Genomic DNA, 26650 nt, shown 5'->3' on the forward strand with positions numbered 1-26650 from the left:
GTGTCAGGAAAGAGATTATGTCAATCGAACCGAACGGTTCAGTTCGAAAAACTTTCTTCAATTTATCACGGTACATTCTCATGTCGGCCCAGAAGAATAGCGCGGTTCGCGCCGTCAACGATGCGGAAGAGGCGGATATCTCTGCCAAGGCCGAGACCTCTCCCGCAAAGCCGGCCGAGGCCGCGCCGCAGCAGCCGTCCCAGACCGTTGCAGCGCCGAAGGCCAAGAAGCGTTCGCCGCTTCTGCCGGTCTTCGCCCTTGCCATTCTCGCCGGCGCCGGCTGGTATGGTTACAACTGGTGGGTCGATGGCCGTTTCATGGTGTCGACGGATGACGCCTATATCGAAGGTGATATCGCCGTCATAGCGCCGAAGGTTTCGGGTTACGTCGCCAAGGTGAACGTGGTCGAGAACCAGGAAGTCAAGGCGGGTGACCCGCTGGTGACGCTTGATGATGGCGATTATCGCATCGCTCTGGAACAGGCCGAAGCCCAGATCCGCACCGAGGAACTTTCGCTGAAGCGTATCGACGCGCAGATCATCGGCGGCGAAGCCGCGCAGGAACAGGCCGTTGCCCAGAAGGGTGCGCTGGATGCCGCCCTTCGCGGCGCGGAAATCACCCAGAAGCGCGCCAGCGAGCTGCAGGCGAAGGATGTCGGCACAGTTGCCGCTTCCGACAGCGCCCAGGTAGCGCTCGATCAGGCCAGGGCGAATGTCGTGGCGGGCGAGGCGGCGATTGCGTCGGCCAAGGCCAATGTCGAGCTTCTGCGCGCCCAGCGCGAGGAAGCTGAAAGCACCATCCGCTCGCTGCAGCTCTCCAAGGACAAGGCTGCCCGCGATCTGGCCTTCACGGTTCTGAAGGCGCCTTATGACGGCGTCATCGGCAATCTCGGTGTGCAGAACGGTGATCTGGTGTCGGTCGGCAAGCGTCTGGCTTCGTTGGTGCCGATGAACGAGCTTTATATCGACGCCAATTTCAAGGAAACGCAGCTTGCCCGCGTCGTGCCCGGTTCGAAGGTGCGCGTGCATGTCGACGCTTTTGACGACGCGACGATCGAAGGCACAGTGCAGTCGATCTCGCCCGGTTCGGGCTCGGTCTTCTCCATGCTGCCGCCGGAAAATGCGACGGGTAACTTCACCAAGGTCATCCAGCGTGTGCCTGTTCGTATCGTCTTCTCCAAGGAAGACCTTGAAAAGCACAATCTCCGCGCCGGCCTCAGCGTCGTTGTTGATGTCGATACCCGCACGGCGCCGGAAACCACCAGAACGGCGCAAGTCAACCCGGAAGCCAAGTAAGGCGCGTCTTTGACGCACCGTTGAGGGCAAGATCATGGCGGCTACGGTTGTCGGTACGGGCGGGGCGTCCATCCCCGCCGATCCCCCGATGGACAGGCGCAGGCTCATCGCGTTCTTCGCGATGGTCTTCGGCATGTTCATGTCCATTCTCGACATTCAGATCGTCTCCGCCTCGCTGGCGGAAATCCAGGCCGGCCTCGGCGCCGGCTCGGACGAGATCGCCTGGGTGCAGACTTCCTATCTGATCGCCGAAGTGATCATGATCCCGCTTTCGGGCACGCTGGCGCGCATTCTCTCCACGCGTGTGCTCTTCGCCACCTGTGCTGCGGGCTTCACGATTTCGAGCGCTCTCTGCGCCACCGCCACCAATATCGACCAGATGATCGTCTATCGCGCGATCCAGGGCTTTATCGGCGGCGGCATGATCCCGTCCGTCTTCGCGGCCGCCTTCACGATCTTCCCGCCGTCCAAGCGTTCGGTCGTCTCGCCGATCATCGGTCTGGTCGCGACGCTTGCACCCACCATTGGCCCGACGGTCGGCGGTTATCTCTCCAATGCCTTTTCCTGGCACTGGCTGTTCCTCGTCAACATCATTCCCGGCATCATCGTCACCATCCTCACCTGGAGCCTCATTGATTTCGACAAGCCGGAGCACTCGCTCTGGAAGAAGTTCGACTGGTGGGGGCTGATCTCCATGGCGGTCTTCCTCGGCTCGCTGGAATATGTGCTGGAAGAGGGCAACAACAAGGACTGGTTCAACGACGAGCATATCGTCCTTGGATCGGTGGCCATGGTCATCGGCGCGGTGGTCTTCTTCTGGCGTGCCTTCAAGGTGGAATTCCCCGTGGTTGACATCCGCGCCTTTGCGGATCGCAACTTCTCCATCGGCTCGCTTTTCTCCTTCGTCATGGGCATCGGGCTTTACGGGCTGACCTATCTCTACCCGCTCTATCTTGGCCGGGTGAGGGGTTACGATGCGCTGATGATCGGCGAGACCATGTTCGTCTCAGGTCTTGCGATGTTCTTCACCGCGCCGATTGCCGGCAAGGTTTCGACCAAGCTCGATCCGCGGGCGATGATGGCGATCGGCTTCATCAGCTTCGGCTGCGGCACATGGATCATGACGCATGTGACGACAGACTGGGACTTTTACGAGCTGCTGATCCCACAGATCCTGCGCGGTTTCGGCCTGATGATGTGCATGGTGCCGATCAACAACATCGCGCTCGGCACCTTGCCGCCGGCCCGTATCCGCAACGCGTCCGGCCTGTTCAACCTCACCCGTAACCTCGGCGGCGCCGTCGGTCTTGCCGTCATCAACACCATGCTGTCGCAGCGCACCGACGACCATTATGTGCGGCTGGCCGAACATATCAGCTACTCCAACCCGCAGGCGCTGGAATGGCTGAACAATGTCGGCGCCAACTATGATTCCTACGGGCTGGACGGCGCTTCCGTCGCCGTCAAGAAAATGGTCGGCATGGTCTCGCAGCAGGCCTGGATCTTGGCCTTCGCGGATGTGTTCTTCGCACTGACGATTTTGTTCTCCAGCCTGATCTTCATGACCGTGCTGATCCAGAAACCCAAGGCAGCGCCGCCGCCGGACGCGGCGCACTGATAACAATCCCCTCCCATCCACCGCAGAGCTGGGGCCGTCGGAAATGACGGCCCCTTTTTTATATCCTACCGAAAATCCCGATTCCTCCTGTTGATCGCAGCGGGCAAGCCATGTATATCAATTCTTGAGGTACGTACCTCAAATACGCTTGAGAGGGAGCGAAAACGGGGCCGGGAGGACGGCTGACCCGGATTTCGGCCGCTTGGGCGGGGGCAGTTCAGAGGGGGAGATCATGATGGCCTTGGAACTCAATCCAGACTTTGCGATCACGGATGAGCAGTCGCTTCGCGGGCTGTTCGAGCCGACACATGCCCTGGCGGTACAGAAGTGTCAGGACAGGCTCGGCGAACATGCGCAGGAATTCATAAGGCGTTCGCCGTTTCTCTGCATCGGCACCCAGAATCTCGAAGGAAAGGCCGATGTCAGCCCCCGCGGCGATCCGGCGGGCTTTGTAAAGGTTCTCGACGGCCGCACCCTGGCGATCCCGGACCGGCCGGGCAATAATCGCCTTGATACCCTCAGCAATATCATCGCCAATCCTGTTGTCGGGCTGTTGTTCATCGTGCCCGGTTTCGACGACACCCTGCGGGTGAACGGGCGCGCGACACTGAGCAATGATCCCGAGATCCTGAAGCTTATGAGCATTGCGGATCGCACCCCAAAACTCGCTATCGTCGTAAAGGTGGACGAGGTTTTCATGCATTGCGCCAAGGCGTTCAGGCGCTCCCACCTGTGGGATCCCGCACATTTCCAGGTCCGGTCGGAAATGCCCTCGCTTATCAAGATCATTTTTGATGAGACGACAGGTGCGCCGACGAATGGGGATGAGATGCAGAAGATGGACGAGCAGCTGGAGCAGGACTACCGGCGGACCCTTTATTAGCCGCAGCGCATGCCGCTCTTGATATTCCGCAGCCATTTGATGAATTGTGAGGTACGTACATCATTTTTCGATTTACGACGGCTGCAAAGCTGGATATGCAAGGGGGAGGGAGGAGCCATGAAGCCTACAGTTCACGATATCGCCGAGCGCGCGGGCGTCAGTCTCGCCACCATCGACCGGGTGCTGAACATGCGCCCCGGTGTGCATGCCGCAACGCGGGCACGGGTGGAAGCGGCCATTGCCGAGCTGGGTTATGTGCGCGATATCGCGGCCGCCAATCTGGCCAAGGGCCGCAATTACTCGATGATCTTCATCCTGCCCGGCAATGACAATTCCTTCATGGCGACCCTGCGCGCCGAAGTGCGGGCTGCCGCCAGCCGCTCGCATCTGGAGCGCACGGCCATCCGTGTCATCGAGGTGCCGCCGTTTAATGCCGGGGCACTGACGGAAGCTCTGGAAGTTGCGCGCCGGGAAAAACCCTCGGGCGTCGCCTTCGTCGCCACCGATTCCGAGGATGTGGCTGAGGCCGCCGACCGGCTGGCGGAAGACGGCATCGCCACGGTGACGCTGGTGTCCGATCTCTCCGGTTCGCGGCGCGATCATTATGCCGGTGTGGACAACGTCGCGGCCGGGCGCACGGCGGCCAGCCTGATGGGGCGTTTCCTCTCCGGACGCGGCGGCGATGTCGCTGTTGTTGCCGGCTCCATGCTGGTGCGCGACCACCGCGAGCGTCTGGAAGGATTTCGCGCCGTGATCGAATCCGAATTTCCCCAGCTGCGGCTGTTGCCGGTGCTGGAGGGCAGGGACGATCCGCTGACCGTCGAGACGCTGGTGCGCGAGGCGCTCGGCAATGCCTCACTGTCAGGCATCTACAGTCTCGGTGCGGGTAATCGCGGCCTCATCCGGGCGCTTGGGGCCGCAGATGGCGAAAGAGCGCTTTCGGTCATCGCCCATGAACTGACGGAAAACACCGCCAATGCGCTGCGGGAAGGGCTGCTTGATGCCGTGCTCAACCAGGATGCCGGCCACGAGGTGCGCAGCGCCATCCGCGTGTTGAAGGCGCGCGCCGATGGCCTGCCCGTCATCGCCGCGCAGGAACGGATCCGTATCGACATATTCCTCAGGGACAATCTGCCCTGACGAGAGCATTTCCAGGAAAAGTGGCCGCTGGTTTTCCGTCCGGAAATGCGGCGACTTTTAAAAAACGCTGAAAGCGGCGCATGGCGCGCCGGAATGGAGAAATACATGTATCTCGGTCTCGATCTTGGCACGTCAGGCGTCAAAGCCCTGCTGATGGACGGCGATCAGAAAATCATCGGCTCGGCCAACGGCTCGCTGGACGTCTCGCGCCCGCATCATGGCTGGTCCGAACAGGACCCGGCGGACTGGATTGCTGCCACGAAAACCGCCGTTGCCGGCCTGAAGCAGAAGTTTCCTGGGGAACTCGCCGCCGTTAAGGGCATCGGCCTTTCCGGCCAGATGCATGGTGCGACGCTAGTTGATGCCGATGGCAAGGTGCTGCGCCCCTGCATCCTGTGGAACGACACGCGCTCCCATGCCGAGGCCGCCGCACTGGATGCCGATCCGCGTTTCCGCAAGATCACCGGCAACATCGTTTTCCCCGGCTTCACCGCGCCGAAGCTTGCCTGGGTGGCGAAGAACGAACCCGATATCTTCGCGAAAGTGGCCAAGGTGCTGCTGCCGAAGGATTATCTGCGTCTGTGGCTGACCGGCGAATACATCTCTGAAATGTCCGACTCCGCCGGCACCTCCTGGCTCGATACCGGCGCGCGCAAATGGTCTTCCGAACTGCTCGCCGCCACCGGGCTGGATGAAAAGTACATGCCGTCGCTGGTGGAAGGCACGGATGAGGCGGGCGTGCTGCGCGCCGAGCTTGCTTCCGAATGGGGCATTTCCGGCCGTGCCGTCGTTGCCGGCGGCGCAGGTGATAATGCCGCTTCGGCCTGCGGCATGGGCACGGTGAAGGAAGGCCACGCCTTCGTATCGCTCGGCACATCGGGCGTGCTTTTCGCCGCCAATGCATCATACCTGCCGAAGCCGGAAAGCGCCGTGCACGCCTTCTGCCACGCGCTGCCCAACACCTGGCACCAGATGGGCGTTATCCTTTCCGCGACGGATGCGCTGAACTGGTATTCGCGCCTCACCGGGCGATCCGCCGCCGATCTGACCGGTGAGCTGGGCGAGACGCTGCTTGCGCCGACCGGCGTCACCTTCGCGCCCTACCTTTCCGGTGAGCGCACACCGCATAACGACGCCGCCATCCGCGGTTCCTTCATCGGCCTTTCGCATGAAAGCGACTGCAAGGCGCTGACGCAGGCTGTGCTGGAAGGCGTCACCTTCGCGATCAGGGACAATCTCGAAGCGCTGAAATCTGCCGGCACCTCGATTTCCCGCGTCACCGCCATCGGCGGCGGCTCGCGCTCGGCCTATTGGCTGGCCTCGATCGCCACGTCGCTCGGTGTGCCCGTGGATATTCCGGCCGAGGGCGATTTTGGCGCGGCCTTCGGCGCCGCCCGCCTCGGCCTCATCGCCGCGACGGGGGCCGATCCGGTTGCCGTTTGCACCCAGCCGGAAACGGCGCGCACCATTGAGCCGGTGGCCGCACTTGGCGATGCCTATGAGGCCGCCTATCGGCGTTACCACGCGCTTTATCCGGCCATTCGGTCGCTTTCACATTGAGGTTTTGCGTGCGCCGTTCACCCCCCTCTGTCCTGCCGGGCATCTCCCCCACAAGGGGGGAGATCGACAAGCGGCTACGTCACGTCCTCCTGTGAGGTCGCGATCGAAGCGGTTGAGCGCATCTTGCTGATCTCCCTCCTTGTGGGGGAGATGTCCGGCAGGACAGAGGGGGGTAAACGGCCCGCGCAGACCTCGAATTTTTGAACACCACCTAAACCCACCCCAGAGGAGGATCACCATGACCACAGGTTTTTTCGGCGATATCGCCAAGATCAAATATGAAGGCCCTGACAGCACCAACCCGCTGGCCTTCCGCCATTACAACCCGGACGAAGTCGTCGCCGGCAAGCGCATGGAAGATCACCTGCGTTTTGCGGTCGCCTATTGGCACACCTTCACCTGGCCGGGCGGTGACCCCTTCGGCGGCCAGACCTTTGAGCGTCCGTGGTTCGAAGACACCATGCAGGCGGCAAAACTGAAAGCCGATGTGGCTTTCGAATTCTTCTCGCTGCTCGGTTCGCCGTTTTACTGCTTCCACGACGCCGATGTGCGCCCGGAAGGCAAGAACTTTGCCGAAAACACCAAGAACCTCAACGAGATCGTCGACTATTTCGCGCAGAAGCAGGCCGATACCGGCGTGAAGCTTCTGTGGGGCACGGCCAACCTCTTCTCCAACCGCCGTTTCATGTCCGGCGCCGCCACCAATCCCGATCCGGATGTCTTCGCCTTCTCCGCCGCAACCGTGAAGACCTGCATGGACGCCACCAAGAAGCTTGGCGGCGCGAACTACGTTCTGTGGGGCGGCCGTGAAGGTTACGAGACCCTGCTCAACACCGATCTTTCGCGTGAGCTCGACCAGCTCGGCCGCTTCCTCAATCTGGTGGTGGAATACAAGTACAAGATCGGTTTTGAAGGCACGATCCTGATCGAGCCGAAGCCGCAGGAGCCGACCAAGCACCAGTACGACTACGATGTAGCGACCGTTTATGCCTTCCTGCAGAAGAACGGTCTCGATAAGGAAGTGAAGGTTAATATCGAGCAGGGCCACGCCATCCTCGCGGGCCACTCCTTCGAGCACGAACTGGCCATGGCCAACGCCTTCGGCATTTTCGGCTCCATCGACATGAACCGCAACGATTACCAGTCCGGCTGGGATACCGACCAGTTCCCGAACAACGTGCCGGAAATGGCGCTTGCCTATTACCATGTTCTGGCCGGCGGCGGCTTCAAGAATGGCGGCACCAACTTCGATTCCAAGCTGCGCCGTCAGTCGCTCGATCCGCAGGATCTGCTGATCGGCCATATCGGCGGCATGGATTGCTGCGCCCGCGGCCTGAAGGCGGCGGCGAAGATGATCGAGGACGGTGCGCTGTCGAAGCCGCTTTCCGAGCGTTACGCCAAGTGGGATTCGGCTGAAGCCCAGAAGATGCTGCGCGGCGAGCTGAAGCTCGAGGAAATCGCAGCGCTGGTCGAGAGCCAGGATATCAACCCCGAGCCGAAATCCGGTCGTCAGGAATATCTCGAAAACGTGGTCAATCGTTACGTTTGACGGGGTCATAGATTCTCAAAAGGAAGCGGGAGAACATCTCCCGCTTTCGCCGTTTCGGGTTGACGATCGCCGTCACGACACACTCGACGTCATCCTCGGGTCAAGCCCGAGGATGACGTCGAGTGTGGAGCAAGGCAGGCCCTAAGGATCGTATGAGGGGACATGCTCTCCGTTATCCACCCAAAGCGGGGAAGGCTTTCCGCCACCGCTCTTCACTTTTCAGCAGTTTCCAAGAAAATACGTTCCCGTCCGTCCCCATCAGCCATTTCCGCCGCATCATTCTCCCGCAACCGGAACGGAAGGGCGAGACGCGCGGCGCCTTTCGCGAACCGGCTGCCGGCATCGACAAGCATGGTTCTGGCAGACCGTGTTTTTGAAAGGCATCCCGCCGGGCCAGAGGCGGGAAGGGCTGATCGGATAGGTGTCGTGAAAAGACTGTGACCGAGGGGCCGCGATTGCGGTCCCGATGCGGCGGCCCGGTGAATGCAACAACTTCCACCACTTCCCATTTCCCCCGCATTCGCCGGGCCGATGTCTTGCGCCGCCGGCTAACCGCTGCGGCGGCATTGGCGCATGCAAAGCGCTTTGGACTTGTTAACTGCGCAGCCTGAAACGTTGTAGATTCTTTGCGGCCCGACTGTACCTCGCAGGCGGCATGGTCTAAACCGCTGCTGATCTTTTCACACCCGATGGACGACAAGGGCCCTCCGATGACCGATCCAAAAACGCTAGCAGCCCGTTTCCCCGGCGACTTCCTGTTCGGCGTCGCGACTGCCTCGTTCCAGATCGAAGGCTCCACCAGGGCTGATGGCCGCAAGCCCTCCATCTGGGATGCCTTCTGCAACATGCCGGGCCATGTCTTTGGGCGTCACAATGGTGATGTCGCCTGCGATCATTACAATCGCTGGGAGCAGGATCTCGATCTCATCAAGGACATGGGTGTCGAGGCCTATCGTTTCTCGATCGCCTGGCCGCGCATCATTCCCGATGGTTTCGGTCCGATCAACGAGAAGGGGCTGGATTTTTACGACCGCCTCGTCGATGGCTGCAAGGCGCGCGGCATCAAGACCTATGCGACGCTTTATCATTGGGACCTGCCGCTGACGCTGATGGGCGACGGCGGCTGGGCCTCGCGTTCCACTGCGCACGCCTTCCAGCGTTACGCCAAGACCGTCATGGCCCGCCTCGGCGACCGGCTGGATGCGGTGGCGACCTTCAACGAACCCTGGTGCGCGGTGTGGCTCAGCCATCTCTACGGCATTCATGCGCCGGGTGAGCGCAACATGGAGGCGGCCCTTGCCGCCATGCACCACATCAACCTCGCCCACGGTTTCGGTGTGGAGGCATCCCGCCATGTCGCGCCGAAGGTGCCGGTGGGGCTGGTGCTCAACGCCCATTCCGTCATCCCGGCTTCCGATAGCGACGCCGATCTCAAGGCGGCCGAACGGGCCTTCCAGTTCCACAACGGCGCGTTTTTCGACCCTGTCTTCAAGGGCGAATATCCGGCCGAGATGATGGAAGCGCTGGGCGACCGCATGCCTGTGGTGGAGGCGGAAGACCTTGCCATCATCAGCCAGAAGCTCGACTGGTGGGGCCTGAACTATTACACGCCGATGCGCGTTGCCGACGATGCGACGCCGGGCGCGGAGTTCCCCGCGACTACAGCGGCCCCCGCCGTCAGCGATGTGAAGACCGATATCGGCTGGGAGGTCTACGCGCCGGCGCTCAAGTCGCTGGTGGAGACGCTCTACAAGCGTTACGACCTGCCGGAATGCTACATCACCGAAAACGGCGCCTGCTACAATATGGACGTCGAAAACGGCGAGGTGAATGACCAGCCGCGCCTTGATTATTACGCCGAACACCTCGGCATCGTTGCCGATCTCATCCGCGACGGTTACCCGATGCGCGGTTATTTCGCCTGGAGCCTGATGGATAATTTCGAATGGGCCGAGGGCTATCGCATGCGTTTCGGCCTTGTGCATGTGGATTACGACACGCAGGTGCGCACGCTGAAGAACAGCGGCAAGTGGTACAGCGCACTGGCCTCGGGTTTTCCGAAGGGGAACCATGGCGTGACGAAGGGGTGAGGCTTCCCCCCATCCCTGTGCTCGTCACAGGGATCCAGCCAGCCCAAGTCCTTGGACTGAGAGGAGTCTTTTCGCCACGCAGACGCGTGTCGGCTGGATTCCTGTGACGAGCACAGGAATGAGGGTTGGGGGCGGGCGTGCATGAACTTTACGCGCCGTATCCGGTAGCAGGCGATGCGTCACCGCTCTCTGCAATAAAGTTCTGCTCCCTTATTATCAGTTTTCCCAACTTTTTTACCGGTTACCGCGCGGTGCCTGCTTGCACGCGCCGTCCCGTCTCCTATGTCAGGCGGGCTACGACGGCGTAGCGTCCGTTCTGCCGGTCAAGGGGCAGGGCGGGATGGTCCTCCCAGGGAAAACGAACATGCTTATCGAAAAACTCAACTGGCGTTATGCCACAAAGAAAATGGATCCTTCCAAGGCCGTGTCTGAAGACAAGGTTGAACGGATCGTGGAAGCGGCGCGGCTAGCGCCCACCTCCAGCGGCCTGCAGCCCTTCGAAGTGATCGTTGTTACCGATCCTGAAGTGCGCGCAAAGATCCGCGAGATCGCCTGGAACCAGGCGCAGGTGACCGATGGTTCGCATCTGCTGGTCTTTGCAGCATGGGACAATTACACCGAAGAGCGGATCAACCACATGTTCGATCTGGTCAATGAAGAACGCGGCATCAAGAATGAAGGCTGGGAAGCCTATCGCCAGATGCTGCTCTCCACCTATCCGCAGCGCGAGCAGCAGGTGAATTTCGAACACGCCGCCCGTCAGGCCTATATCGGCTTCGGCATGGCCGTGGCGCAGGCCGCTTTCGAGGGTGTGGATTCCACCCCGATGGAAGGCTTCGACCCGGCGAAGCTCGATGAAATCCTCGGCCTGCGTGAAAAGGGCCTGCGCTCCGTCACCATTCTGCCGCTCGGCTACCGTGAACCGGAAGGCGACTGGCTGGTGAACCTGAAAAAGGTCCGCCGCCCGCTCGAGGAATTCACCAGCCGCGTGTGATTTTCATATCGTCGTGAAATCTTGACTGCCGCAGGGCCGCCTTGGCGGCTTTGCGGTAGATTTTTTCTCTCTTTTCAGATAATTGAAAAAACATCCCTGTTAAAAGGTGGCGTGTGCAGGCAAGTATGCGCCATCGAATTGCCGATCCCCGGCATTTCTGAGTGAAAGCCTGACGAAATGACCCGGAAAATCAGCTGTAATCGAATGTGCCCGAAGGCTGCATGAAGAGAGCGGTTCAGCACCGCAACAGGATTTTTTGAGACCCGATCCGTCACGCATTCCCAGAGTTCACAATGAGTTTTCCATCCAGTGCGGCATCGCCCGCGCGTTCAGAACAGGCGGTCCCGGAAGGGGCGGCAAAGGAGCCGATGGTCACGTTTGAAGGCGTGACCAAAACCTTTGGCGGCGCCGACGGCAAGCCCGGCTTCGCAGCCCTTGCCGGTATCGATTACATCGTGCCGAAAGGCTCCATCACCGGCATCATCGGCCGCTCGGGTGCGGGCAAGTCCACGCTGATCCGCCTCGCCAACGGCCTTGAGAAGCCCTCGACCGGCCGTGTGGTCGTTGATGGCGTCGATGTCGCGGCGCTCGATGAAAAGAGCCTGCGCACGCTGCGCCGTTCCGTCGGCATGATCTTCCAGCACTTCAACCTTTTGTCGTCGCGTACCGCTTTCGACAATGTGGCGCTGCCGCTCGAAATCGCCGGCATGGGCAAAAGGGAGATCGAAACCCGCGTTGCGCCGCTGCTCGATCTCGTCGGGCTTTCCGACAAGGCCAATCGTTATCCGGCGGAACTCTCCGGCGGCCAGAAGCAGCGTGTCGGCATTGCCCGTGCGCTCGCCACCCAGCCGAAGCTGCTCCTCTCCGACGAGGCGACATCGGCGCTTGATCCGGAAACGACCCAGTCCATTCTTGAACTTCTGAAGCGCATCAATGCCGAACTGGGCCTGACCGTGCTGCTCATCACCCATGAGATGGAGGTGGTGAAGACCATCGCCTCGCAGGTGGCTGTCATCGACAGGGGCCTGATCGTCGAGGAAGGCACGACCTTCGATATCTTCACCGCGCCGAAACACGAGACGACCCGCAGCCTGCTGTCGTCCTCGGTTGGCGTGAAGCTGCCGCACTGGGTCACTTCGGGTCTCAAGCCGCAGGCAGCGGAAGGCGATCGTGTGCTGGTGCGTCTGGTGTTCTTCGGCGAAACGGCGTTCCAGCCATTGACGGCGCGCCTCGTCGCTGAAATCGGTCCTGATGTGAATATTCTCGCCGGCACCATCGAGGAGATTTCCGGCCAGCCCTTCGGCTCGCTCGTCGTTTCCTATCCGGCCTCGGCTGACGTCACCGCCCGCGCTAGCCGCTTTTATGCTGAGACCGGTCTTCACACGGAGGTGCTCGGTTATGTCGCCTGATATGCTGTTCAACCTTCTCTTCAAGGGCCTGTGGCAGACGTTGCACATGGTCGCGGTCGCCGGCATCGTCGGCTCGCTGATCGGCGTGCCCATGGGCGTTTTCCTTGCCACCAGCGGCAAGGGCGAACTGTTTCCCGCGCCGATGACCAACCGCATCCTCGGCCTCATCGTGAATGCGGCGCGCTCCACACCCTTCATCATTCTTGTCGTGGCGATCATTCCCTTCACCCGCCTCGTTGCCGGCACGTCGATCGGCACCAGCGCCGCCATCGTGCCGCTGACCGTCGCAACTGTGCCCTTCATCGCAAGGCTGGTGGAAGCGGCGATCCGCGAGGTGGACAAGGGTCTGATCGAGGCTGCCCGCGCCATGGGCGCCACCCCGCTGCAGATCGTCACCAAGGTACTACTGGCGGAGGCCAAGCCCGGTATCACGCTGGCGCTCACGCTCACGCTGGTCAGCCTCATCGGTTATTCGGCCATGGTTGGCGCGGTCGGCGGCGGCGGGCTGGGCGACCTCGGCATCCGCTATGGTTACCAGCGCTTCATGCCCGACGTGATGCTGGCGGTGGTTCTGGTGCTGATCGTGCTGGTGCAGCTGGTGCAGAGCGCCGGCGACAGGCTGGCGCGCAGCTTCGACAAGCGGACCCGCAAGAATTAACTGCGTTCATAATAACAACCCAAGGAGACACCCATGAAGAAACTCATCCTCGCGGCTTCGCTCGCCGCTCTCTTCACCGCCGGTCAGGCGCTGGCCGAGACCATCAAGATCGGCGTAACCCCCGCCGAGCATGCGCAGATCATGGAGCAGGTGAAGAAGATCGCGGCCGCCAAGGGCCTCGATATCGATATCATCGAATTCTCCGACTATGTCGTGCCGAACCAGGCGCTGGCCGATGGCGAGCTGCAGGCCAACTCCTTCCAGCACCAGCCTTACCTCGACAACCAGATCGCTGACCGCAAGTTCGATCTCGTCAGCGTTGGCACCACCATCACCACCCCGATGGGCGTTTATTCGAAGAAGGTGAAGAGCCTTGACGAGCTGAAGGACGGCGCAACCGTCGGCATTCCGAACGACCCGACCAATGGCGGCCGCGCACTGCTGGTTCTCGCTTCCAAGGGCGTTCTCAAGGTCAAGGAAGAAGCCGGCCTGAAGGTGACGCCTGCCGACATCACCGAAAACCCGAAGAACATCCAGATCGTCGAACTTGATGCCGCCCAGCTGCCGCGCTCGCTTGATGACACCGACGCTTCGGTCATCAACACCAACTATGCGACGGCAGCCGGCCTGAACCCGAAGAAGGACGCCATCGCCATCGAAAGCGAAAAGTCCCCTTACGCGAATGTCATCGCCGTTCGTGCGCAGGACAAGGACAAGCCCTGGGTGAAGACGCTGGTGGAATCCTACCAGAGCCCGGAAGTAAAGGCCTTCATTCTGGAAAAGTACAACGGCACGGTCATCCCGTCCTGGTAAGCCGCTCCGGCACTGTAAAAAATGACAATCTCTCCCGTTCGCGGGGGAGGTTTTTTGTTTCCGGGCGGGCGCAAATCAGCGTTCCATGAAAAACCCTGGGCATTTCAGGGAAGAATTTTTCAGAGTCGCTGCCGGACTGTCGTTTTATACCCGTGTTTTTTTGGGGCGGAGCCACGATGCGGTTTAACGGCTTCTGAATGTTTCCTTCGGAAGATGATGCTTTCGAAGGGGATTTTATGCGGATTGCGCCGCGCAACATTGGGGACTATTTGCCGGTCGGGCGCAGAACCGCCGTGGGCGTCGTATTGTCCACCTTCGCGCTGGTGCTTCTCATCGTCACCGCGCTGGTCCTGTCCGCCCTCAGTCAGGTGCGTGAAAAGGCGAATTCGCTCGATAATGCCCGTTCGCGCGAGACGACGGCGGGTGCTCTCGTCACCTTTCGCGAACAGCTCGGCGCAACGCTGAATGATTACGCCGCCTGGGATGATGCCGCCGAATATGTCTATGCCCCTGATCGTTTTGACTGGGTGGCGAGCAATTACGGCGAGATGACGATCAATAACGATCTTTTCGATACTGCCGTGATCATCGACGAGGACGACAGGGTCCGCATGGCCTATCAGAACGGCAAGCCGGCGACATGGAGGCCAAACGCCTATTTCGCCGGCGGCCTTAAGGAAATGATCGATCGCGTGCGTTCCATGCGTCCCGGCATCACCTCGCAGGTCACGGGTTTCGTCAAAACCGGCGATGGCATCGCTGCAGCCGGTGTCGCGCTCGTGCGGCTGAAATCCGGGGCGCTGCCGCCGGTTGATGCGGAGCGGCGTTATCTGGTTTTTGCCCGTCACCTCAAGCAGGCGACGGTGGACAAGCTTGCCCGCAACTACGTCATCGAGGGGCTGGAACTGCAATATGGCGACGGACCTGCCGCCAACCATGTGGATATCGTCAATCCCTTAGGCGAGGTGCTGGCGCGGCTCGTCTGGCGCTCGCACCTGCCGGGGGATGTCAGCTTTCATGAGGCGCGGCCGGTGGTCTTCACCGCGCTTGGCATTGCCGGCACGTTTTTCCTCGTGCTGCTCATCATCGGTTCGGCCACGCTGGACCGGCTGAAAGCGGATGAGGCGGCAGCGCGGGAGGAAGCGCTGCGCGACCGGTTGAGCGGGCTTAGCAACCGCGCGGGTCTCTTTGCGAAACTGAACCGCATGGTCGACAACGGCCGCCACGACAAGACGGATATCAAGCTTCTCTATCTCGATCTCGACGGCTTCAAGGAAATCAACGATTCCTACGGCCATGCCGCCGGCGACCGGCTGATCAAGGGTGTGGCCGCGGCGCTCAGGGTGCTGGTGCCGGAAGGCGCTGTCCTGGCGCGGCTCGGCGGCGACGAATTCGCCATTGCCATCCAGGGCAACGACGTCTGGTCTGAAGGCCGAAAACTGTGTCTGGCGCTTCTCGAACTCTTTACCGAGCCTTTCAGCATCGGTGAAAGGGTGGCGAGCATCGGCTGCAGCATCGGCACCTCGGTTTCCCGCGCCGGCGATATCAATGGCGAGGAACTGCTGCGGCGTGCCGATATGGCCATGTATCAGGCCAAGGAAAACGGACGCGGGCGTTACGTTTCCTATGAACTGAAGATGGATGCGCTGCGCGAGGAAAAGCTGCAGCTCGAAGCCGATCTTCGCTCCGCCATCCTGAACGACGAGATACAGGTGGTTTATCAGCCGGTCGTCAGCGCCGCCACGCGCTGCATTACCGGGGTGGAGGCGCTGGCCCGCTGGCAGAGGCCGGGATATGGCTTCGTGCCGCCGGATATCTTCATTGCCGCTGCCGAAACCAGCGGGCTGATCGACCGGCTCGGCCTTCTCGTCCTGCACAAGGCCTGCGAGACGGCGCAGCAATGGCCGTCCATCAAGCTCTCGGTGAATATCTCTCCCGTGCAGTTCCGCAATCCGGCCTTCTCCGGCCATATCGCGGATATTCTTGACGCGACGCAAACACCGCCCGAAAGGCTGAGGCTGGAAATGACAGAAGGTTATTTCATCCAGCATCCGGAACGGGCGAGTGCGGCGATCGACAAGCTGAAACAGCTCGGCCTGCATATTGCGCTCGACGATTTTGGCGCCGGCTTCGCCAGCGTCGGATATCTGCGCCGCTTCGGTTTCGACCGGATGAAGATCGACCGTTCGTTGATCATGGCGCTCGATAAGGGCGGCCGGTCGCTGGAAATGCTGCAGGCCACCGTGGCGCTGGCGAAGTCGCTCGATATTCCGGTCACGGCCGAAGGCGTGGAAACGGAAGAGCAGGCGGCCATCCTGCATCTGTGCGGCTGTGATGAATTGCAGGGTTACCTGTTCTCGAGGCCGGTCGCAGCCGAGGAGATTACCGACATGCTGGATGGGCAGGATGCGCCGTTATTTGCTCTGAGAGCGGGGGCGTGAGAGGCGCGCCGATGTCGTTTAGCAATTCTTGATCAACTGAGATTGCGGCGGGGAGAAGAAATACGCGGCATCCGCTCAATCGAAACCCGGCCCCTGTGCATTCTGATGCTGACCCGGTTTACCGTCCCAGATGCTGTTCGCCGCGCTTCTTTGCCAGTTCGATCTGCTGCTGCCGGTCGCGGAACCGCTGGCGGTCCTCGTCGCTGCGCTCGTCGTAACAGCTCGGGCAGGATACGCCTTCCTCGAATTTGGGAGACAGGCGCACTTCCGGCGTAATCGGGTTGCGGCAGGCGTGGCAGAGTTGATGGTCGCCTTCGGCAAGGCCGTGGACAACGGAGACGCGCTCGTCGAACACGAAGCAGGCGCCTTCCCACAGGCTTTCTTCTTGCGGCACTTCTTCCAGATATTTCAGGATGCCGCCCTTGAGGTGATAGACCTCGTCGAACCCCTGTTCCTTCATGAAGGCGGTGGCCTTTTCGCAGCGAATGCCGCCGGTGCAATACATGGCGATCTTCGGCTTGTTGTGCAGGCCGGGATTGTTCTTCACCCAGTCGGGAAACTCGCGGAAGGTTTTCGTTTGCGGATCGACCGCGCCCTTGAAGACGCCGATGGCGGTCTCATAATCGTTGCGGGTATCGATGACGATTGTATCCGGATCGGAGATCAGCTCGTTCCAGTCGCGCGGGTCGACATAGGTGCCGACGATGCGGTTCGGATCGATATCAGGCACGCCCATGGTGACGATCTCTTTCTTGAGCTTCACCTTCAGCCGCACGAAAGGCATGTGCGAAGCGCGGCTTTCCTTGTGCTCCAGCGCGGCAAATTCCGGCTGGGCGCGCAGGAAGGAAAGCACGGCGTGAATGCCCGCATCCGGCCCGGCAATGGTGCCGTTGATGCCTTCGGCGGCAAGCAGCAGCGTGCCCTTGACGCCGTTCTTCTGGCAGAGCTCGAACAACGGCTCGCGCAGGCTCTCGAACCGCGGCAGGCGGGCGAAATGATAAAGCGCGGCCACAAGGAAATCACCAGAGGTTTCCGGGCGGGGGAGAATGGTCGTGTCGGTCATGGGCGCTGAAATACAGCGACGGCGGCCGCAAAGCAATATTTATCAACGGGTCCGGTCATTTTGAAAATCGTCAAATCGGGAGGGTTTGGGGGCTTCCAGCCGACGCGCGTCTGCGCGGCGGAGAGAGTCTTTTCAGCCCGAGGACTTGGGCGGGCTGGATTCCGGCTCAAGGCCGGAATGACGGAGGTGGTGAGCACCGAACGAGAAGTTTGGGCTACTTCGCCGCCCGCCGCCACAGCAGGCCGATAATGCGGCTTTCGGTGCGGGCGGATTCGGAAAACACCTCGCCTGCCAGCGCAAGCCCTTCCGTGCGCAGCGCCTGCTGCCGCTGGATGATGGCGTCGAGCAGCAGAGCCAGCCGCTCGCCATTGCCGAAACGGTCCGGCTCGCGGTCGGCGACGGCGGCGAGAACCGAAAGATCGTGCTCGTGACCAAGAATGTCGACCAGCCGCTTGGTATCGGCCCGCTTGGCGCGCATGGCGGAAGGCCAGAGGCGGCGCATCAGGCCGAGATGCATCCAGTAGGCCTGCCCGGCCTTGCGCAATTCGTGGAAATGTTCGACGTCGGCCTGTTCGTGGCAATCGGTGAGCGCCTTGCGCGCCCTTTTTCGCTGTTTCGCCCAGGCGGTTCTTATCAGCCGGGCGGTGTCTTTCAACTCATCCGGCAGCGACAGGGCCTCGAGCTTCCTGCGCGCTTCCCCGCAGCCGGCGATGGCGGCGGCAATGGCCTCGTCGAGGCCGGCCTCATGTTCTATGGCGTCGTCGCGGCGCTTGCGCAGCATCGCGGTGATCGATCGCAACGCTTCGCCCTGCGCGTCCGAGCGCGCGAAGGTCTCGAGATATTCCGCCGTCTCCACCAGCGCCGTCGCATCCCGCGCAAAGGCGAGGGAGCGGGCGATATCGCGAATACGGGCATTTTCCTCGCGGCCGAAATCCGGCGCCGCCTCGCGGATCAGGCGGTAGAGGGCGCGCAGCCGCTTGAAACGCTTGCGGGCGTCGTGCACCGCCTCGTGCGATCCCGACGGCTGGTCGCGCAGGATCGTGATCGTATCGTCGATCAGTTCCAGCCCGGCGCGACGGATTTCGTCGTCGAAGGGCTTTTTCGGATCAATTCTGAAGGGCATCCGACAGGTCTCCGTTCGGACAGTCCATGGCGAGCGACTGGTTGGAGAAGCGCTTGTCTCCGGTCACTTCCCGGCCAAGCCAGGACGGCAGAGCGGGATCGGCATTTTCGTCATGCATTTCCACTTCCGCCACGACCAGCCCGTGATATTTCCCTTCGAAAACATCCACCTCCCAGGTGAAACCGCCGTGATCGACGGTGTGGCGGGTTTTCTCGATCACCACGCCCGGCGCGCTTGCCATCAGCTCTTCGGCATCCTTGAGGGGTATGGAATATTCATATTCGTCGCGGACAAGGGCGCTGGCGCCGATCTTGATGGTCAGGGTCGCGTCACGCTGGTCGACGATCCTCACCCGAACCGAACGGTTTTCCATCGAGGCGACATAGGCCTGCCGGAAAGCCATGCTATGCGTTACCTCATTACGCCATTCACCGCCTGCAACCAGAAACTTCCGTTCAATTTCCTTGGCCATGCTGTCTCCGCGAACTGGTGCTGCAGATTATCGCACTATGACATTATGATGAAGCGAATTGATTGAAGTATCTGGATAAAAATGCGGCTGGCGCGCCTCGACATGAAAGCCGAGGCAGGCTAATCCGTAGACGGAATTTCAATCGTTTCAAACGCGCAAGGAGGCTCATCTTGGCCCAGGACTCCGAAAAACTGCTCTCCATCCTCAAGCTCCAGCCGGTCGTGCCGGTGCTGATCGTGGATGACGCCGCTTCCGCCGTGCATTTGGCGCGCGCTTTGGTCGCAGGCGGCCTGAAGGCGATCGAGATCACCATGCGCACGCCGGCGGCGCTCGACGCCATCCGCGCGGTTGCGGCGGAAGTGGAAGGCGCGCATGTCGGCGCCGGCACCATTCTCAACGCCCGGGATTTCGAAGCGGCGGCCGAAGCCGGCTCCACCTTCATCGTCAGCCCCGGCATCAATAAAAGCGTGCTGGAAGCCGCGCGCGGTTCCAAGGTGCCGCTGCTTCCGGGTGCGGCCACAGCCAGCGAAGTCATGGCGCTGCGCGACGAGGGTTATAAAGTGCTGAAGTTCTTCCCGGCCGAACAGGCTGGCGGCGCACCTTACCTCAAGGCGCTGTCTTCACCGCTCGCCGGCACCGTGTTCTGCCCGACCGGCAGCGTCTCGCTCAAGAACGCCAATGATTATCTCTCCCTGCCGAACGTCGTCTGCGTTGGCGGTTCCTGGGTTGCCCCGCGCGAACTGGTGGCGACCGGCGACTGGGCGGGCATCACCAAGCTTGCTGCCGAAGCCGCGGCACTGCGCGCCTGATTTGCGTCCCGTCAAACCCGTTCACGAAGGCGTGAGCGGGTTTGACATTTGTATTCGGCCCACGACTTCCTATCTCCCCTGTAGATTTGACCTTTACAGGAGATTTTGATGTTCGACGCCAAGAAGCTTCTTGAACAATTCCTCGGCTCTCAGGTGCCGGGCCTTTCGGGAAGCGTCCGTGACAGAGCCGGGCAGGCCGCCGATATCGCCAAGAACAATCCCCTGAAGGCCGGTGCCCTTGCCGCCGCAATTCTGGGCACCAAGACCGGCCGCAAGCTCGCCGGCAATGTCGCCACCATCGGCGGTGTCGCCGCCATCGCTGGCCTCGGCTATCTCGCCTACAAGAATTACAAGTCTGGCCAGGCCCCGGAAGCTGCGCCGAAACCCGAGCCGGAGCTTCTCGCCCCGCCCACAGATTCCGCCTTCCACCCGCAATCACCGGCCCTTTCCAATGATTTTGCGCTGAAGCTCATCCAGGCGATGATCGCGGCCGCTAAGGCGGATGGTCATATCGATGAGAAGGAGCGCGCCAATATCATGGACAAGGTGCAGGTCTCCGGCATCGATGACGAAGCGGAGCGGTTCCTCGAAAAGGAACTGGCCGATCCGCTCGACATCGACGCGCTGGTGGCCGCCGCCCGCACGGAGGAGCAGAAGGTGGAGCTTTACACCGCCTCGCGCCTTGCCATCGAGGCCGATACGCGGGCGGAGCGGGGGTATCTCGACCTTCTTGCCGGGCGGCTTGGGTTGCCGGATGCGCTGGTGGACCATATCGAGGCGACGGTGGTGGCTGCGAAGGTTTGAGGTAGTGCTTTAGGCTTGGGCATGAAGGTTTGAGCGTGTGGCTCACCCCCTCTGCCCTGCCGGGCATCTCCCCCACAGGTGGGGAGATCGGCAAGACGCTCTTTCGCCACTTCCTTCTCGAACGTTGAGATGGGCGAGACTTTACCGCAGGTAGATCTCCCCCCTTGTGGGGGAGATGCCCGGCAGGGCAGAGGGGGTGAGCCACACCCGCCGAGACCACCGCATCCCACCCCACATGCCCTGTTGTCATCCCGCCCCGCTTGCCCTAATCCTTCTCCCAGCAAATGGGGAAGAGAATGCGCGATCTGAGTGATTTTAGGGGATGTCCGCCGCCGCAGCCGGTGGTGCTAAAGGGCCGTTACGTCACGGCCGAGCCGTTTGATCGCGAAAAACACCTCGCAAGGCTCTGGTCAGCCCTTGGCGGCGAGGGCACCAATGCGCTTCTCAAATATTTCCCGCAAAACGCCTTCCCTGATGCCGACGCCTTTGGCGACTGGCTCATCGGCGCGGGGCAAAAACTTAACTGGGTCACGCTGGTCTTCGTGGAAAATGCCACTGGCGATATCGTCGGCATGGCGAGCTATATGCGGCCCGATCCGGCCAATGGCGTGGTCGAGGTCGGCTCCGTCGCCCATGGCGCGAAGATGAAGCGCTCGCCTCTTGCCACCGAAGCGCATTACCTGATGGCGAAACATGTTTTCGAGGATCTGGGGTATCGCCGTTACGAGTGGAAATGCCACAATGAAAACGAACCCTCCAAGATCACGGCGAAGCGTTATGGCTTCACCTTCGAGGGCGTTTTCCGCCAGCATATGATCTCGAAAGGCCAGAACCGCGATACGGCGTGGTTTTCGATGATCGACGGCGAATGGCCGCTGATCGGCAAGGCCTTTGAAGCCTGGCTTTCGCCTGACAATTTTGCAGCCGACGGGGCGCAGAAGCGCAAGCTTGAAGATATCCGCGCGGAGCTTGCCAATGCCTGAAAAACCGACATCGGGGAAAAAGGACTGGTCGCCGGCAATTGCCGCCGCCCTCATCATCGTCGGTTTCGGGCTCGTGTTCTTCGTCATGCCGAAGATCATGCTGTGGCTGGGCGATTATTCGCCGTGGCTCGCCGCCGCCTTCGGCGCGGTTGCCGTGCTGTGTTTCTTCCTACTGTTCTGGCTGCGCGCCCGTTACCAGCGCAGCCGCGATGATCAGAGCTGAAGCGAAGCGCCGAGCAGCAGTAGTCCCATGATCAGCACGAAAAGCGCGCCGGCGATTTCGATCGCGTGGCTGATGCCGGCCGCCTTGCGGCTGCCGGGGCCGGCGAAACGCACGGCGAGCCCCTTGGCCGAGACGGCCATGATGGCGAGAGCCGACACCGTTATGGCGGTGCCGAGCGACATGGCGAGCACGGAGAGCACGCCGCCGAGATAAAGCCCGTTCAAAAGCGCGAAGCTCATGACGATGATCGCGCCCGAGCATGGCCTGAGGCCGACCGCAATGATGGCCGACCATGCTTCATGCAGGCTGAAGTTCTTGCCCTTCAACAGCATGGGGTCGGGCGCATGGGATTTTCCGCAGGCGTTGCAGAGATCACCGTTGCCGTTATGCTCATGATCCGCGAAAACCGGCTTGCCCTGAAAGCGCAGCCCCGTGCCCATGCCGGTGGTTCTGCCGGCCGTGGCTTCACCCGCCGTGGCAAAGACGGGGACGGGTTCCCGCCGGATGCGCAGTGACCAAAGCTTCCGCACCAGGAGCCAGGCGCCGAACAGCGCCACCATGGCGAAGCTGGCGATCTCCATCGCCTGCGTCGCCTTGGTCATGGTGATGGAGGTGCCGCGCAGCACCAGCCAGGCGGCCCCAACAAGGCCGATGGCCATCAAACCCTGAATGAGGGCCGAGACGAAGGAAATGAGAATGCCGCGCTTTAGCTGCGTTTCATTGGCGATCATGTAGGACGAAATGACCGCCTTGCCGTGGCCGGGACCGGCGGCATGGAAAACGCCATAGGCAAAGGAGAGGCCGATCAGCGAGCCGAGTGCCCAGCTGTCCTCGCGCATGGCCTTCAGCGCCCCGGTCAGCGCCCGGTAAAACATCTGCTGGTGCACGTTGATCCATTGCATCAGCGGTGCGAAGGGGCCACCAACGGAAAAGGAAGGCTCGGCCGAGCCGATGCCGAGCGGCGATTGCGCGTGGGCGACACTGGCCACGGTGATGAGGCCGATGGCGACGGCGGCAAGGCGTGCCCTGCGGCTCAGCATGAGACCTCCAGCCGGGTGGCGAAGAGCTTGGTCATGTCGGTGCCGGTCGGATCGTTGAAAAAGGCGTCGGTCAGCGAACCCTGGTTCTGCGAGATTACCTCGTCGGGATCAGGGCGGACGATATGATGCTTGCAGGCATTCAGATCCTTGCCCTGTGTCGCGATATCGCTGTCCTTGGCGAAATCGATCGCCGTATACATGGTCGGATCCCAGGCGCCGAAGCTGAGCTTGCCCTTGACGGCGAGCGGCTTGGTCGGCTTCACGGAGAAGAACATCAGGATCTGCTGGTCCTTGTAGTCCACGTGAATGGCGTCGGGCTTGGAGAACTCCACCGGTTTTCCATTGGCGGTGATGAAGGTGTAATAGGAATATTCGGCGAGCGATTCCAGCACCGTATTGCCGATCTCGGCCAGCTCGTCCTTGTCCAGCTTCAGATCGCTGTTCTTGTCGTAATCCATCACCACGCTTGCCGAAAACATCTCGTCGAAACGCCAGATATTGCGCACTTCCTGAACGGTGCCGTTCGGCCCCTCGACGATTTCCATGCGGGCTTCGGCAAAGATGTGCGGATGCGCAGCAGCCGCGACGGGAACGCAGGCGAGGCCGGCCGCGAGGAGCAAAAAGCGTCTGTTCATTATCCGGTCTGTCCTGCCTTCGAATCTTGAAGACCCGACTCTAGCAGAAATTGGGACCGAATTTCGACCTGATGCGTCTGATCCTTCGCGCGGGCCGTCAAGGGATTTCAGAAGGTGCCGCTGAAACGCGACGTGATGCTGGAGCCGCTATAGGCGAGGTCGGTCTCGCGCTCGCCATGCAGCAGGCGGTTGAACTCCAGCTCCAGCTTGCTGTTCTTGCCGGTATCGAAGGATAGCGTGGCGACCAGCCTGCGCTCGCTGGTATCGTAATTATAATAGATCCAGTCCTTGTGGACCCGGTTCAGGGCAAGATCGAGCCCGACCTTTTCGGTGAGCCTGCTTTTCACGACGAGTTGCCAGCGACGGTGAAACTCGGCGATCGGATCATCCGGATCGAAAAGCGCATAGTCCTGTGAATAGCCGACGCCGAAGGCGATGCGCTCGGTGGCCTTCACCTCGGCTTCAGCCCGGAGATAGGGCCGGGTACGCTTTACCTGGTCGCTGATCTCGTCACCGGAAATGGATGTGAAGCCCGCCTCGGCCAGAACCGCGAAACGATCGGAGAACTTGTAACCATAGGCCAGCGAGCCGCGCAGCGTATTGGCAGGGAAACGTTCATATTTCTCCTGTTGCCCCTCGGGCACGACGATACGGTCATAAGCAAGCGTCAGGCCCGCCTCGCCGCCGGCCAGCGGCCGCGCATGTTCGGCCTTCAGCGATAAAAGCGCCTCGTTTGCCTCCAGCCGGGTGGGCATGAAATAGGCCGGACGGAACCGCGCCTTGCCCTTCATCAGGCTGGCAAAGCTTGCCGTCAGCGTGCTCTTGCCGCCGAGCGCAAGGATGCCGAGCTGGGAAGAGGCCTCCAGCTTGTGATCGAGCTGCCGGTAACCAATCTCTTCTTCGGGCAGATGCAGGAAGATGTCGCCGGCATCGCTGCGGGTGCCGCGCAGCTCGATGGCCCATTCCAGCTTTTCCGAAAAACGTTTCGTCAGTCCCAGCGCCGCGATGGTGTTGTGTTCATTGGCGAAGCGGTAACGGGGGAGGCGGACCTCCTCGTGTTCGAGCGAATAACGCAGCTCCGCACCATCAAGCACGACCTTGCCGTTGAGCCCGAAGCCGGCACGCAGCGAAATTGCGCTCAGCCTGTTGGTGTCGGCGAAATAATTGGTGTCATAAGCAATGCCGGACTTATAGGTGACATTATGCTCATCGGCTTTTTCACCCGCCCACGCGCCGCAGGCGCAGGCAAGGCCGAGAACAAGCGCGTTATATCCCCCCAGCCGCATTCGCATCTCCGGTCGCTAATTAAGCAATATCTTATATTTGGATGGTTAATAAAGTCTCCGCGCCGTTTTACTTTCGTAACCGAAATTCAGTGCGCCAATACCGGAATAGAGGTAGCGTATTCCATAAGAAGATATGTAAAATTCTATTAAAATCACCAATATTAAAGTTAACTGTTTATTGTAATATTAGCCTTTGCTTGAATTAGAATCCTCTAAATATACAGTTCAGTTACGCCAGATGGCGTGATCAAACAAAAGAGGAGAGAGAAATGATTGCAAAGTTCGCTTGTGTAGCCGCTATTCTTACTGTCGCTTCCGTTGGTCAGGCCAATGCGGGCGGTCTTCTGGGTGGCATCCTGTCCGGCAACAGCAACAAGGGCGGCGCCCTTGTCGTCGTCTCGCCGAGCATCGATCTCGGCGTCAGCGGCATCCTGTCCAATAACGGGATTCTGAACGGCAACAAGACCGGCATCCTGAACGGCCTGCTGAACGGCAACAAGACGTCAGTCGATGTCATCGACAACAAGAATGACGGCGGCAAGAAGCGCCGGCACTAACTGAAATTTGGAACGGGATGGCGAAACCATCGGGCTTTTCTCCATCCCGCTCCAACGGGACAGCTCGAAAATCATCAGGGATTTTCGACACAGACGATGCGCAGCGCATAAGCCGGCAATGACCCTCGAGTTGCGTGTGTTTGACGCATGGCATTTCCGGCAAGAACAAACGGCGCATCGCATGACTGGAAGGGGGCTTTGCGGCCCTCTTTTTTTGTTCAGGATGGTCCATCAGCATGTTGTGTTCGCCGATCCGTGACAACTTTGGGGGAAAGCGGTGCATGCAAATATAGTTATATTTATAAATTCTAATTTGTATTTAGATAATAAATAAATTTATAAAGTAAAAATCTGATTATATTTTCAGTGCTTTCATTTTTTCTGTCGTTGTTACTTGCTTTTAACTTTTGGATGCTTCAATTAGCACGTGCCCCCGGCTCGCCATTTGTGATTGTGATTTCGGTGGCGGGTATGTTCGCGGCCCGCATTTTGGCGGGTAAGGAAGTTTTGAAGGAGCTATTTCATGTTGAAACAATCATTTCTCGCACTCGCCGCGCTCGGCGTTCTTTCCGGCGCAGCCTTTGCTGCAGATGCCGTCAGCGACGTTCCCGCGGCGCCTGTCGTCGACGATGCCGCGCCTGCCTTCTCCTGGGACGGTTTTTACGCCGGTGTTTCGGGCGGTTATGGCTGGAACCGGTTGAAAACGACTGAAGACGGTGAGACCGACAAGCATAGTTTCGATGGTGCTCGTTTTGCGGGCTTTGCCGGTTACAATGCCGAAGTCGCGCCATCCGTCATTCTCGGTGTCGAGGGTGATCTCGGTTATGCATGGGGCAACAAGACGATCGACCTCAGCAAGGTGTCCTCGGGCCTGAACGGTTCCGCGCGCCTGCGTGCCGGCTATGCCGTCGACCGCGCCCTGATCTACACCGCCGGTGGTTACACCGCGACGGACAGCGAGATCAAGACTCCCTTCGGCAATGCCAGCAAGATGCTGAATGGCTGGACGATTGGCGCCGGTATCGACTACGCCTTCACTGACAACGTATTCGGCCGTCTCGAATATCGTTACAACGATTTCGGCAAGGAAACCTACACTGTCCAGGGCATTTCCGCCGATGGAAAGCTCAGCGAACATGTCGTCAGCGTCGGTCTCGGCGTGAAGTTCTGATCGACGGATTTTCGTTTCCGGAGAGGGAGCGCCC

General features: G+C 60.5%; 24 protein-coding genes. 18 read left to right on the plus strand and 6 right to left on the minus strand.

Going from position 1 to position 26650, the window contains the following annotated elements; translation table 11 throughout:
• Positions 1–80: 80 nt before the first annotated feature.
• From MRBLRC7O_RS21525 to MRBLRC7O_RS21580, 12 genes are all read left to right on the plus strand, one after another.
• Positions 81–1295 (plus strand): HlyD family secretion protein, encoded by a 1215-nt coding sequence (locus MRBLRC7O_RS21525; RefSeq protein WP_111792703.1) that lies wholly within the window; start codon positions 81–83, stop codon positions 1293–1295.
• A 34-nt stretch (positions 1296–1329) separates the two neighbouring features.
• Positions 1330–2913, plus strand: a complete 1584-nt coding sequence (locus tag MRBLRC7O_RS21530) for a DHA2 family efflux MFS transporter permease subunit (RefSeq protein WP_003505432.1) — start codon at positions 1330–1332, stop codon at positions 2911–2913.
• Positions 2914–3145: 232 nt separating this feature from the next.
• Positions 3146–3796 carry a pyridoxamine 5'-phosphate oxidase family protein gene (locus tag MRBLRC7O_RS21535; RefSeq protein ID WP_162697685.1) on the plus strand — a complete coding sequence of 217 codons (651 nt, stop codon included), beginning with the start codon at positions 3146–3148 and terminating at the stop codon, positions 3794–3796.
• Between the two features lie 117 nt (positions 3797–3913).
• Entirely contained in the window at positions 3914–4936 is a 1023-nt protein-coding gene (locus MRBLRC7O_RS21540) for a LacI family DNA-binding transcriptional regulator (RefSeq protein ID WP_020812095.1), read from the plus strand.
• A gap of 105 nt (positions 4937–5041) precedes the next feature.
• Entirely contained in the window at positions 5042–6496 is a 1455-nt protein-coding gene (xylB, locus tag MRBLRC7O_RS21545; RefSeq protein WP_112495461.1) for a xylulokinase, read from the plus strand.
• 238 nt (positions 6497–6734) lie between these two features.
• On the plus strand, positions 6735–8045 hold the full coding sequence (gene xylA, locus MRBLRC7O_RS21550) for a xylose isomerase (protein ID WP_060724546.1): 1311 nt from the start codon (positions 6735–6737) through the stop codon (positions 8043–8045).
• 710 nt (positions 8046–8755) lie between these two features.
• Positions 8756–10135 carry a GH1 family beta-glucosidase gene (locus tag MRBLRC7O_RS21555; protein ID WP_111782072.1) on the plus strand — a complete coding sequence of 460 codons (1380 nt, stop codon included), beginning with the start codon at positions 8756–8758 and terminating at the stop codon, positions 10133–10135.
• A 364-nt stretch (positions 10136–10499) separates the two neighbouring features.
• Positions 10500–11129, plus strand: coding sequence for an NAD(P)H-dependent oxidoreductase (locus MRBLRC7O_RS21560; protein WP_020009083.1), 630 nt, complete (start codon positions 10500–10502; stop codon positions 11127–11129).
• Between the two features lie 368 nt (positions 11130–11497).
• Entirely contained in the window at positions 11498–12538 is a 1041-nt protein-coding gene (locus tag MRBLRC7O_RS21565) for a methionine ABC transporter ATP-binding protein (protein WP_111817987.1), read from the plus strand.
• Positions 12528–13196, plus strand: coding sequence for a methionine ABC transporter permease (locus MRBLRC7O_RS21570; protein WP_003505445.1), 669 nt, complete (start codon positions 12528–12530; stop codon positions 13194–13196). Before MRBLRC7O_RS21565 ends, MRBLRC7O_RS21570 begins: the two co-directional genes overlap by 11 nt.
• 33 nt (positions 13197–13229) lie before the next feature.
• Complete coding sequence (locus MRBLRC7O_RS21575) at positions 13230–14009, plus strand: MetQ/NlpA family ABC transporter substrate-binding protein (RefSeq protein WP_003505446.1); 780 nt, start codon at positions 13230–13232, stop codon at positions 14007–14009.
• A gap of 197 nt (positions 14010–14206) precedes the next feature.
• A complete protein-coding gene (locus MRBLRC7O_RS21580; RefSeq protein ID WP_162696745.1) occupies positions 14207–16450 on the plus strand; it encodes a bifunctional diguanylate cyclase/phosphodiesterase in 2244 nt (747 codons plus the stop codon).
• 118 nt (positions 16451–16568) lie between these two features.
• Here the strand turns inward: MRBLRC7O_RS21580 and trhO are convergent, their stop codons facing one another.
• The 3 genes from trhO to MRBLRC7O_RS21595 all read right to left on the minus strand — a co-directional run bounded on the left by trhO (position 16569) and on the right by MRBLRC7O_RS21595 (position 19108).
• Positions 16569–17513: an oxygen-dependent tRNA uridine(34) hydroxylase TrhO gene (trhO, locus tag MRBLRC7O_RS21585; RefSeq protein WP_111794687.1), complete on the minus strand. Its 945-nt coding sequence runs from the start codon at positions 17511–17513 to the stop codon at positions 16569–16571.
• Between the two features lie 214 nt (positions 17514–17727).
• On the minus strand, positions 17728–18636 hold the full coding sequence (locus MRBLRC7O_RS21590) for a CHAD domain-containing protein (RefSeq protein WP_087746769.1): 909 nt from the start codon (positions 18634–18636) through the stop codon (positions 17728–17730).
• Positions 18620–19108, minus strand: coding sequence for a CYTH domain-containing protein (locus tag MRBLRC7O_RS21595; protein WP_020812106.1), 489 nt, complete (start codon positions 19106–19108; stop codon positions 18620–18622). The genes MRBLRC7O_RS21590 and MRBLRC7O_RS21595 overlap by 17 nt, the downstream gene beginning before the upstream one ends.
• Before the next feature lie 170 nt (positions 19109–19278).
• Here MRBLRC7O_RS21595 and MRBLRC7O_RS21600 point away from each other — a divergent pair, with 170 nt between their 5' ends.
• The 4 genes from MRBLRC7O_RS21600 (at position 19279) to MRBLRC7O_RS21615 (ending at position 21927) form a co-directional block, all read left to right on the plus strand.
• The gene (locus tag MRBLRC7O_RS21600) at positions 19279–19917 is read left to right on the plus strand and encodes a 2-dehydro-3-deoxy-phosphogluconate aldolase (RefSeq protein ID WP_003505453.1); all 639 of its coding nucleotides are present in this window, start codon (positions 19279–19281) and stop codon (positions 19915–19917) included.
• A 108-nt stretch (positions 19918–20025) separates the two neighbouring features.
• Positions 20026–20721 carry a tellurite resistance TerB family protein gene (locus MRBLRC7O_RS21605; RefSeq protein WP_020812108.1) on the plus strand — a complete coding sequence of 232 codons (696 nt, stop codon included), beginning with the start codon at positions 20026–20028 and terminating at the stop codon, positions 20719–20721.
• 296 nt (positions 20722–21017) lie between these two features.
• Entirely contained in the window at positions 21018–21704 is a 687-nt protein-coding gene (locus MRBLRC7O_RS21610; protein WP_003505455.1) for a GNAT family N-acetyltransferase, read from the plus strand.
• Positions 21697–21927 carry a hypothetical protein gene (locus MRBLRC7O_RS21615; protein WP_112495365.1) on the plus strand — a complete coding sequence of 77 codons (231 nt, stop codon included), beginning with the start codon at positions 21697–21699 and terminating at the stop codon, positions 21925–21927. The genes MRBLRC7O_RS21610 and MRBLRC7O_RS21615 overlap by 8 nt, the downstream gene beginning before the upstream one ends.
• On the opposite strand, the gene MRBLRC7O_RS21620 is transcribed toward MRBLRC7O_RS21615, so the two are convergent.
• The 3 genes from MRBLRC7O_RS21620 to MRBLRC7O_RS21630 form a co-directional block, all read right to left on the minus strand.
• Positions 21918–22967 carry a nickel/cobalt transporter gene (locus MRBLRC7O_RS21620; RefSeq protein ID WP_111821020.1) on the minus strand — a complete coding sequence of 350 codons (1050 nt, stop codon included), beginning with the start codon at positions 22965–22967 and terminating at the stop codon, positions 21918–21920. The two genes, MRBLRC7O_RS21615 and MRBLRC7O_RS21620, sit on opposite strands and share 10 nt — an antisense overlap.
• On the minus strand, positions 22961–23602 hold the full coding sequence (locus tag MRBLRC7O_RS21625; protein WP_003505458.1) for a DUF1007 family protein: 642 nt from the start codon (positions 23600–23602) through the stop codon (positions 22961–22963). The genes MRBLRC7O_RS21620 and MRBLRC7O_RS21625 overlap by 7 nt, the downstream gene beginning before the upstream one ends.
• Positions 23603–23709: 107 nt before the next feature.
• The gene (locus tag MRBLRC7O_RS21630) at positions 23710–24888 is read right to left on the minus strand and encodes a hypothetical protein (RefSeq protein WP_112495364.1); all 1179 of its coding nucleotides are present in this window, start codon (positions 24886–24888) and stop codon (positions 23710–23712) included.
• 269 nt (positions 24889–25157) lie between these two features.
• On the opposite strand from MRBLRC7O_RS21630, the gene MRBLRC7O_RS21635 reads away from it, so the two are divergent.
• Both MRBLRC7O_RS21635 and MRBLRC7O_RS21640 read left to right on the plus strand, forming a co-directional pair.
• Positions 25158–25445 (plus strand): hypothetical protein, encoded by a 288-nt coding sequence (locus tag MRBLRC7O_RS21635; protein ID WP_003505460.1) that lies wholly within the window; start codon positions 25158–25160, stop codon positions 25443–25445.
• Between the two features lie 523 nt (positions 25446–25968).
• Entirely contained in the window at positions 25969–26616 is a 648-nt protein-coding gene (locus MRBLRC7O_RS21640; RefSeq protein ID WP_003505461.1) for an outer membrane protein, read from the plus strand.
• Positions 26617–26650 lie beyond the last annotated feature (34 nt).

Source organism: Agrobacterium radiobacter, from assembly GCF_040801995.1.
Classification (GTDB): domain Bacteria; phylum Pseudomonadota; class Alphaproteobacteria; order Rhizobiales; family Rhizobiaceae; genus Agrobacterium; species Agrobacterium radiobacter.

Bases quoted from the DNA above. Each gene is read 5' to 3' on its own strand.
- MRBLRC7O_RS21560 (WP_020009083.1), top strand. From the start codon at position 10,500: ATGCTTATCGAAAAACTCAACTGGCGTTATGCCACAAAGAAAATGGAT.
- MRBLRC7O_RS21640 (WP_003505461.1), top strand. From the start codon at position 25,969: ATGTTGAAACAATCATTTCTCGCACTCGCCGCGCTCGGCGTTCTTTCC.
- MRBLRC7O_RS21635 (WP_003505460.1), top strand. From the start codon at position 25,158: ATGATTGCAAAGTTCGCTTGTGTAGCCGCTATTCTTACTGTCGCTTCC.
- MRBLRC7O_RS21535 (WP_162697685.1), top strand. From the start codon at position 3,146: ATGATGGCCTTGGAACTCAATCCAGACTTTGCGATCACGGATGAGCAG.
- MRBLRC7O_RS21590 (WP_087746769.1), bottom strand. From the start codon at position 18,636: ATGCCCTTCAGAATTGATCCGAAAAAGCCCTTCGACGACGAAATCCGT.
- trhO (WP_111794687.1), bottom strand. From the start codon at position 17,513: ATGACCGACACGACCATTCTCCCCCGCCCGGAAACCTCTGGTGATTTC.
- MRBLRC7O_RS21565 (WP_111817987.1), top strand. From the start codon at position 11,498: ATGGTCACGTTTGAAGGCGTGACCAAAACCTTTGGCGGCGCCGACGGC.
- MRBLRC7O_RS21530 (WP_003505432.1), top strand. From the start codon at position 1,330: ATGGCGGCTACGGTTGTCGGTACGGGCGGGGCGTCCATCCCCGCCGAT.
- MRBLRC7O_RS21615 (WP_112495365.1), top strand. From the start codon at position 21,697: ATGCCTGAAAAACCGACATCGGGGAAAAAGGACTGGTCGCCGGCAATT.
- xylB (WP_112495461.1), top strand. From the start codon at position 5,042: ATGTATCTCGGTCTCGATCTTGGCACGTCAGGCGTCAAAGCCCTGCTG.
- MRBLRC7O_RS21540 (WP_020812095.1), top strand. From the start codon at position 3,914: ATGAAGCCTACAGTTCACGATATCGCCGAGCGCGCGGGCGTCAGTCTC.
- MRBLRC7O_RS21570 (WP_003505445.1), top strand. From the start codon at position 12,528: ATGTCGCCTGATATGCTGTTCAACCTTCTCTTCAAGGGCCTGTGGCAG.
- MRBLRC7O_RS21630 (WP_112495364.1), bottom strand. From the start codon at position 24,888: ATGCGGCTGGGGGGATATAACGCGCTTGTTCTCGGCCTTGCCTGCGCC.
- MRBLRC7O_RS21610 (WP_003505455.1), top strand. From the start codon at position 21,018: ATGCGCGATCTGAGTGATTTTAGGGGATGTCCGCCGCCGCAGCCGGTG.
- MRBLRC7O_RS21580 (WP_162696745.1), top strand. From the start codon at position 14,207: ATGTTTCCTTCGGAAGATGATGCTTTCGAAGGGGATTTTATGCGGATT.
- MRBLRC7O_RS21525 (WP_111792703.1), top strand. From the start codon at position 81: ATGTCGGCCCAGAAGAATAGCGCGGTTCGCGCCGTCAACGATGCGGAA.
- MRBLRC7O_RS21555 (WP_111782072.1), top strand. From the start codon at position 8,756: ATGACCGATCCAAAAACGCTAGCAGCCCGTTTCCCCGGCGACTTCCTG.
- MRBLRC7O_RS21595 (WP_020812106.1), bottom strand. From the start codon at position 19,108: ATGGCCAAGGAAATTGAACGGAAGTTTCTGGTTGCAGGCGGTGAATGG.
- MRBLRC7O_RS21625 (WP_003505458.1), bottom strand. From the start codon at position 23,602: ATGAACAGACGCTTTTTGCTCCTCGCGGCCGGCCTCGCCTGCGTTCCC.
- MRBLRC7O_RS21620 (WP_111821020.1), bottom strand. From the start codon at position 22,967: ATGCTGAGCCGCAGGGCACGCCTTGCCGCCGTCGCCATCGGCCTCATC.
- MRBLRC7O_RS21605 (WP_020812108.1), top strand. From the start codon at position 20,026: ATGTTCGACGCCAAGAAGCTTCTTGAACAATTCCTCGGCTCTCAGGTG.
- xylA (WP_060724546.1), top strand. From the start codon at position 6,735: ATGACCACAGGTTTTTTCGGCGATATCGCCAAGATCAAATATGAAGGC.
- MRBLRC7O_RS21575 (WP_003505446.1), top strand. From the start codon at position 13,230: ATGAAGAAACTCATCCTCGCGGCTTCGCTCGCCGCTCTCTTCACCGCC.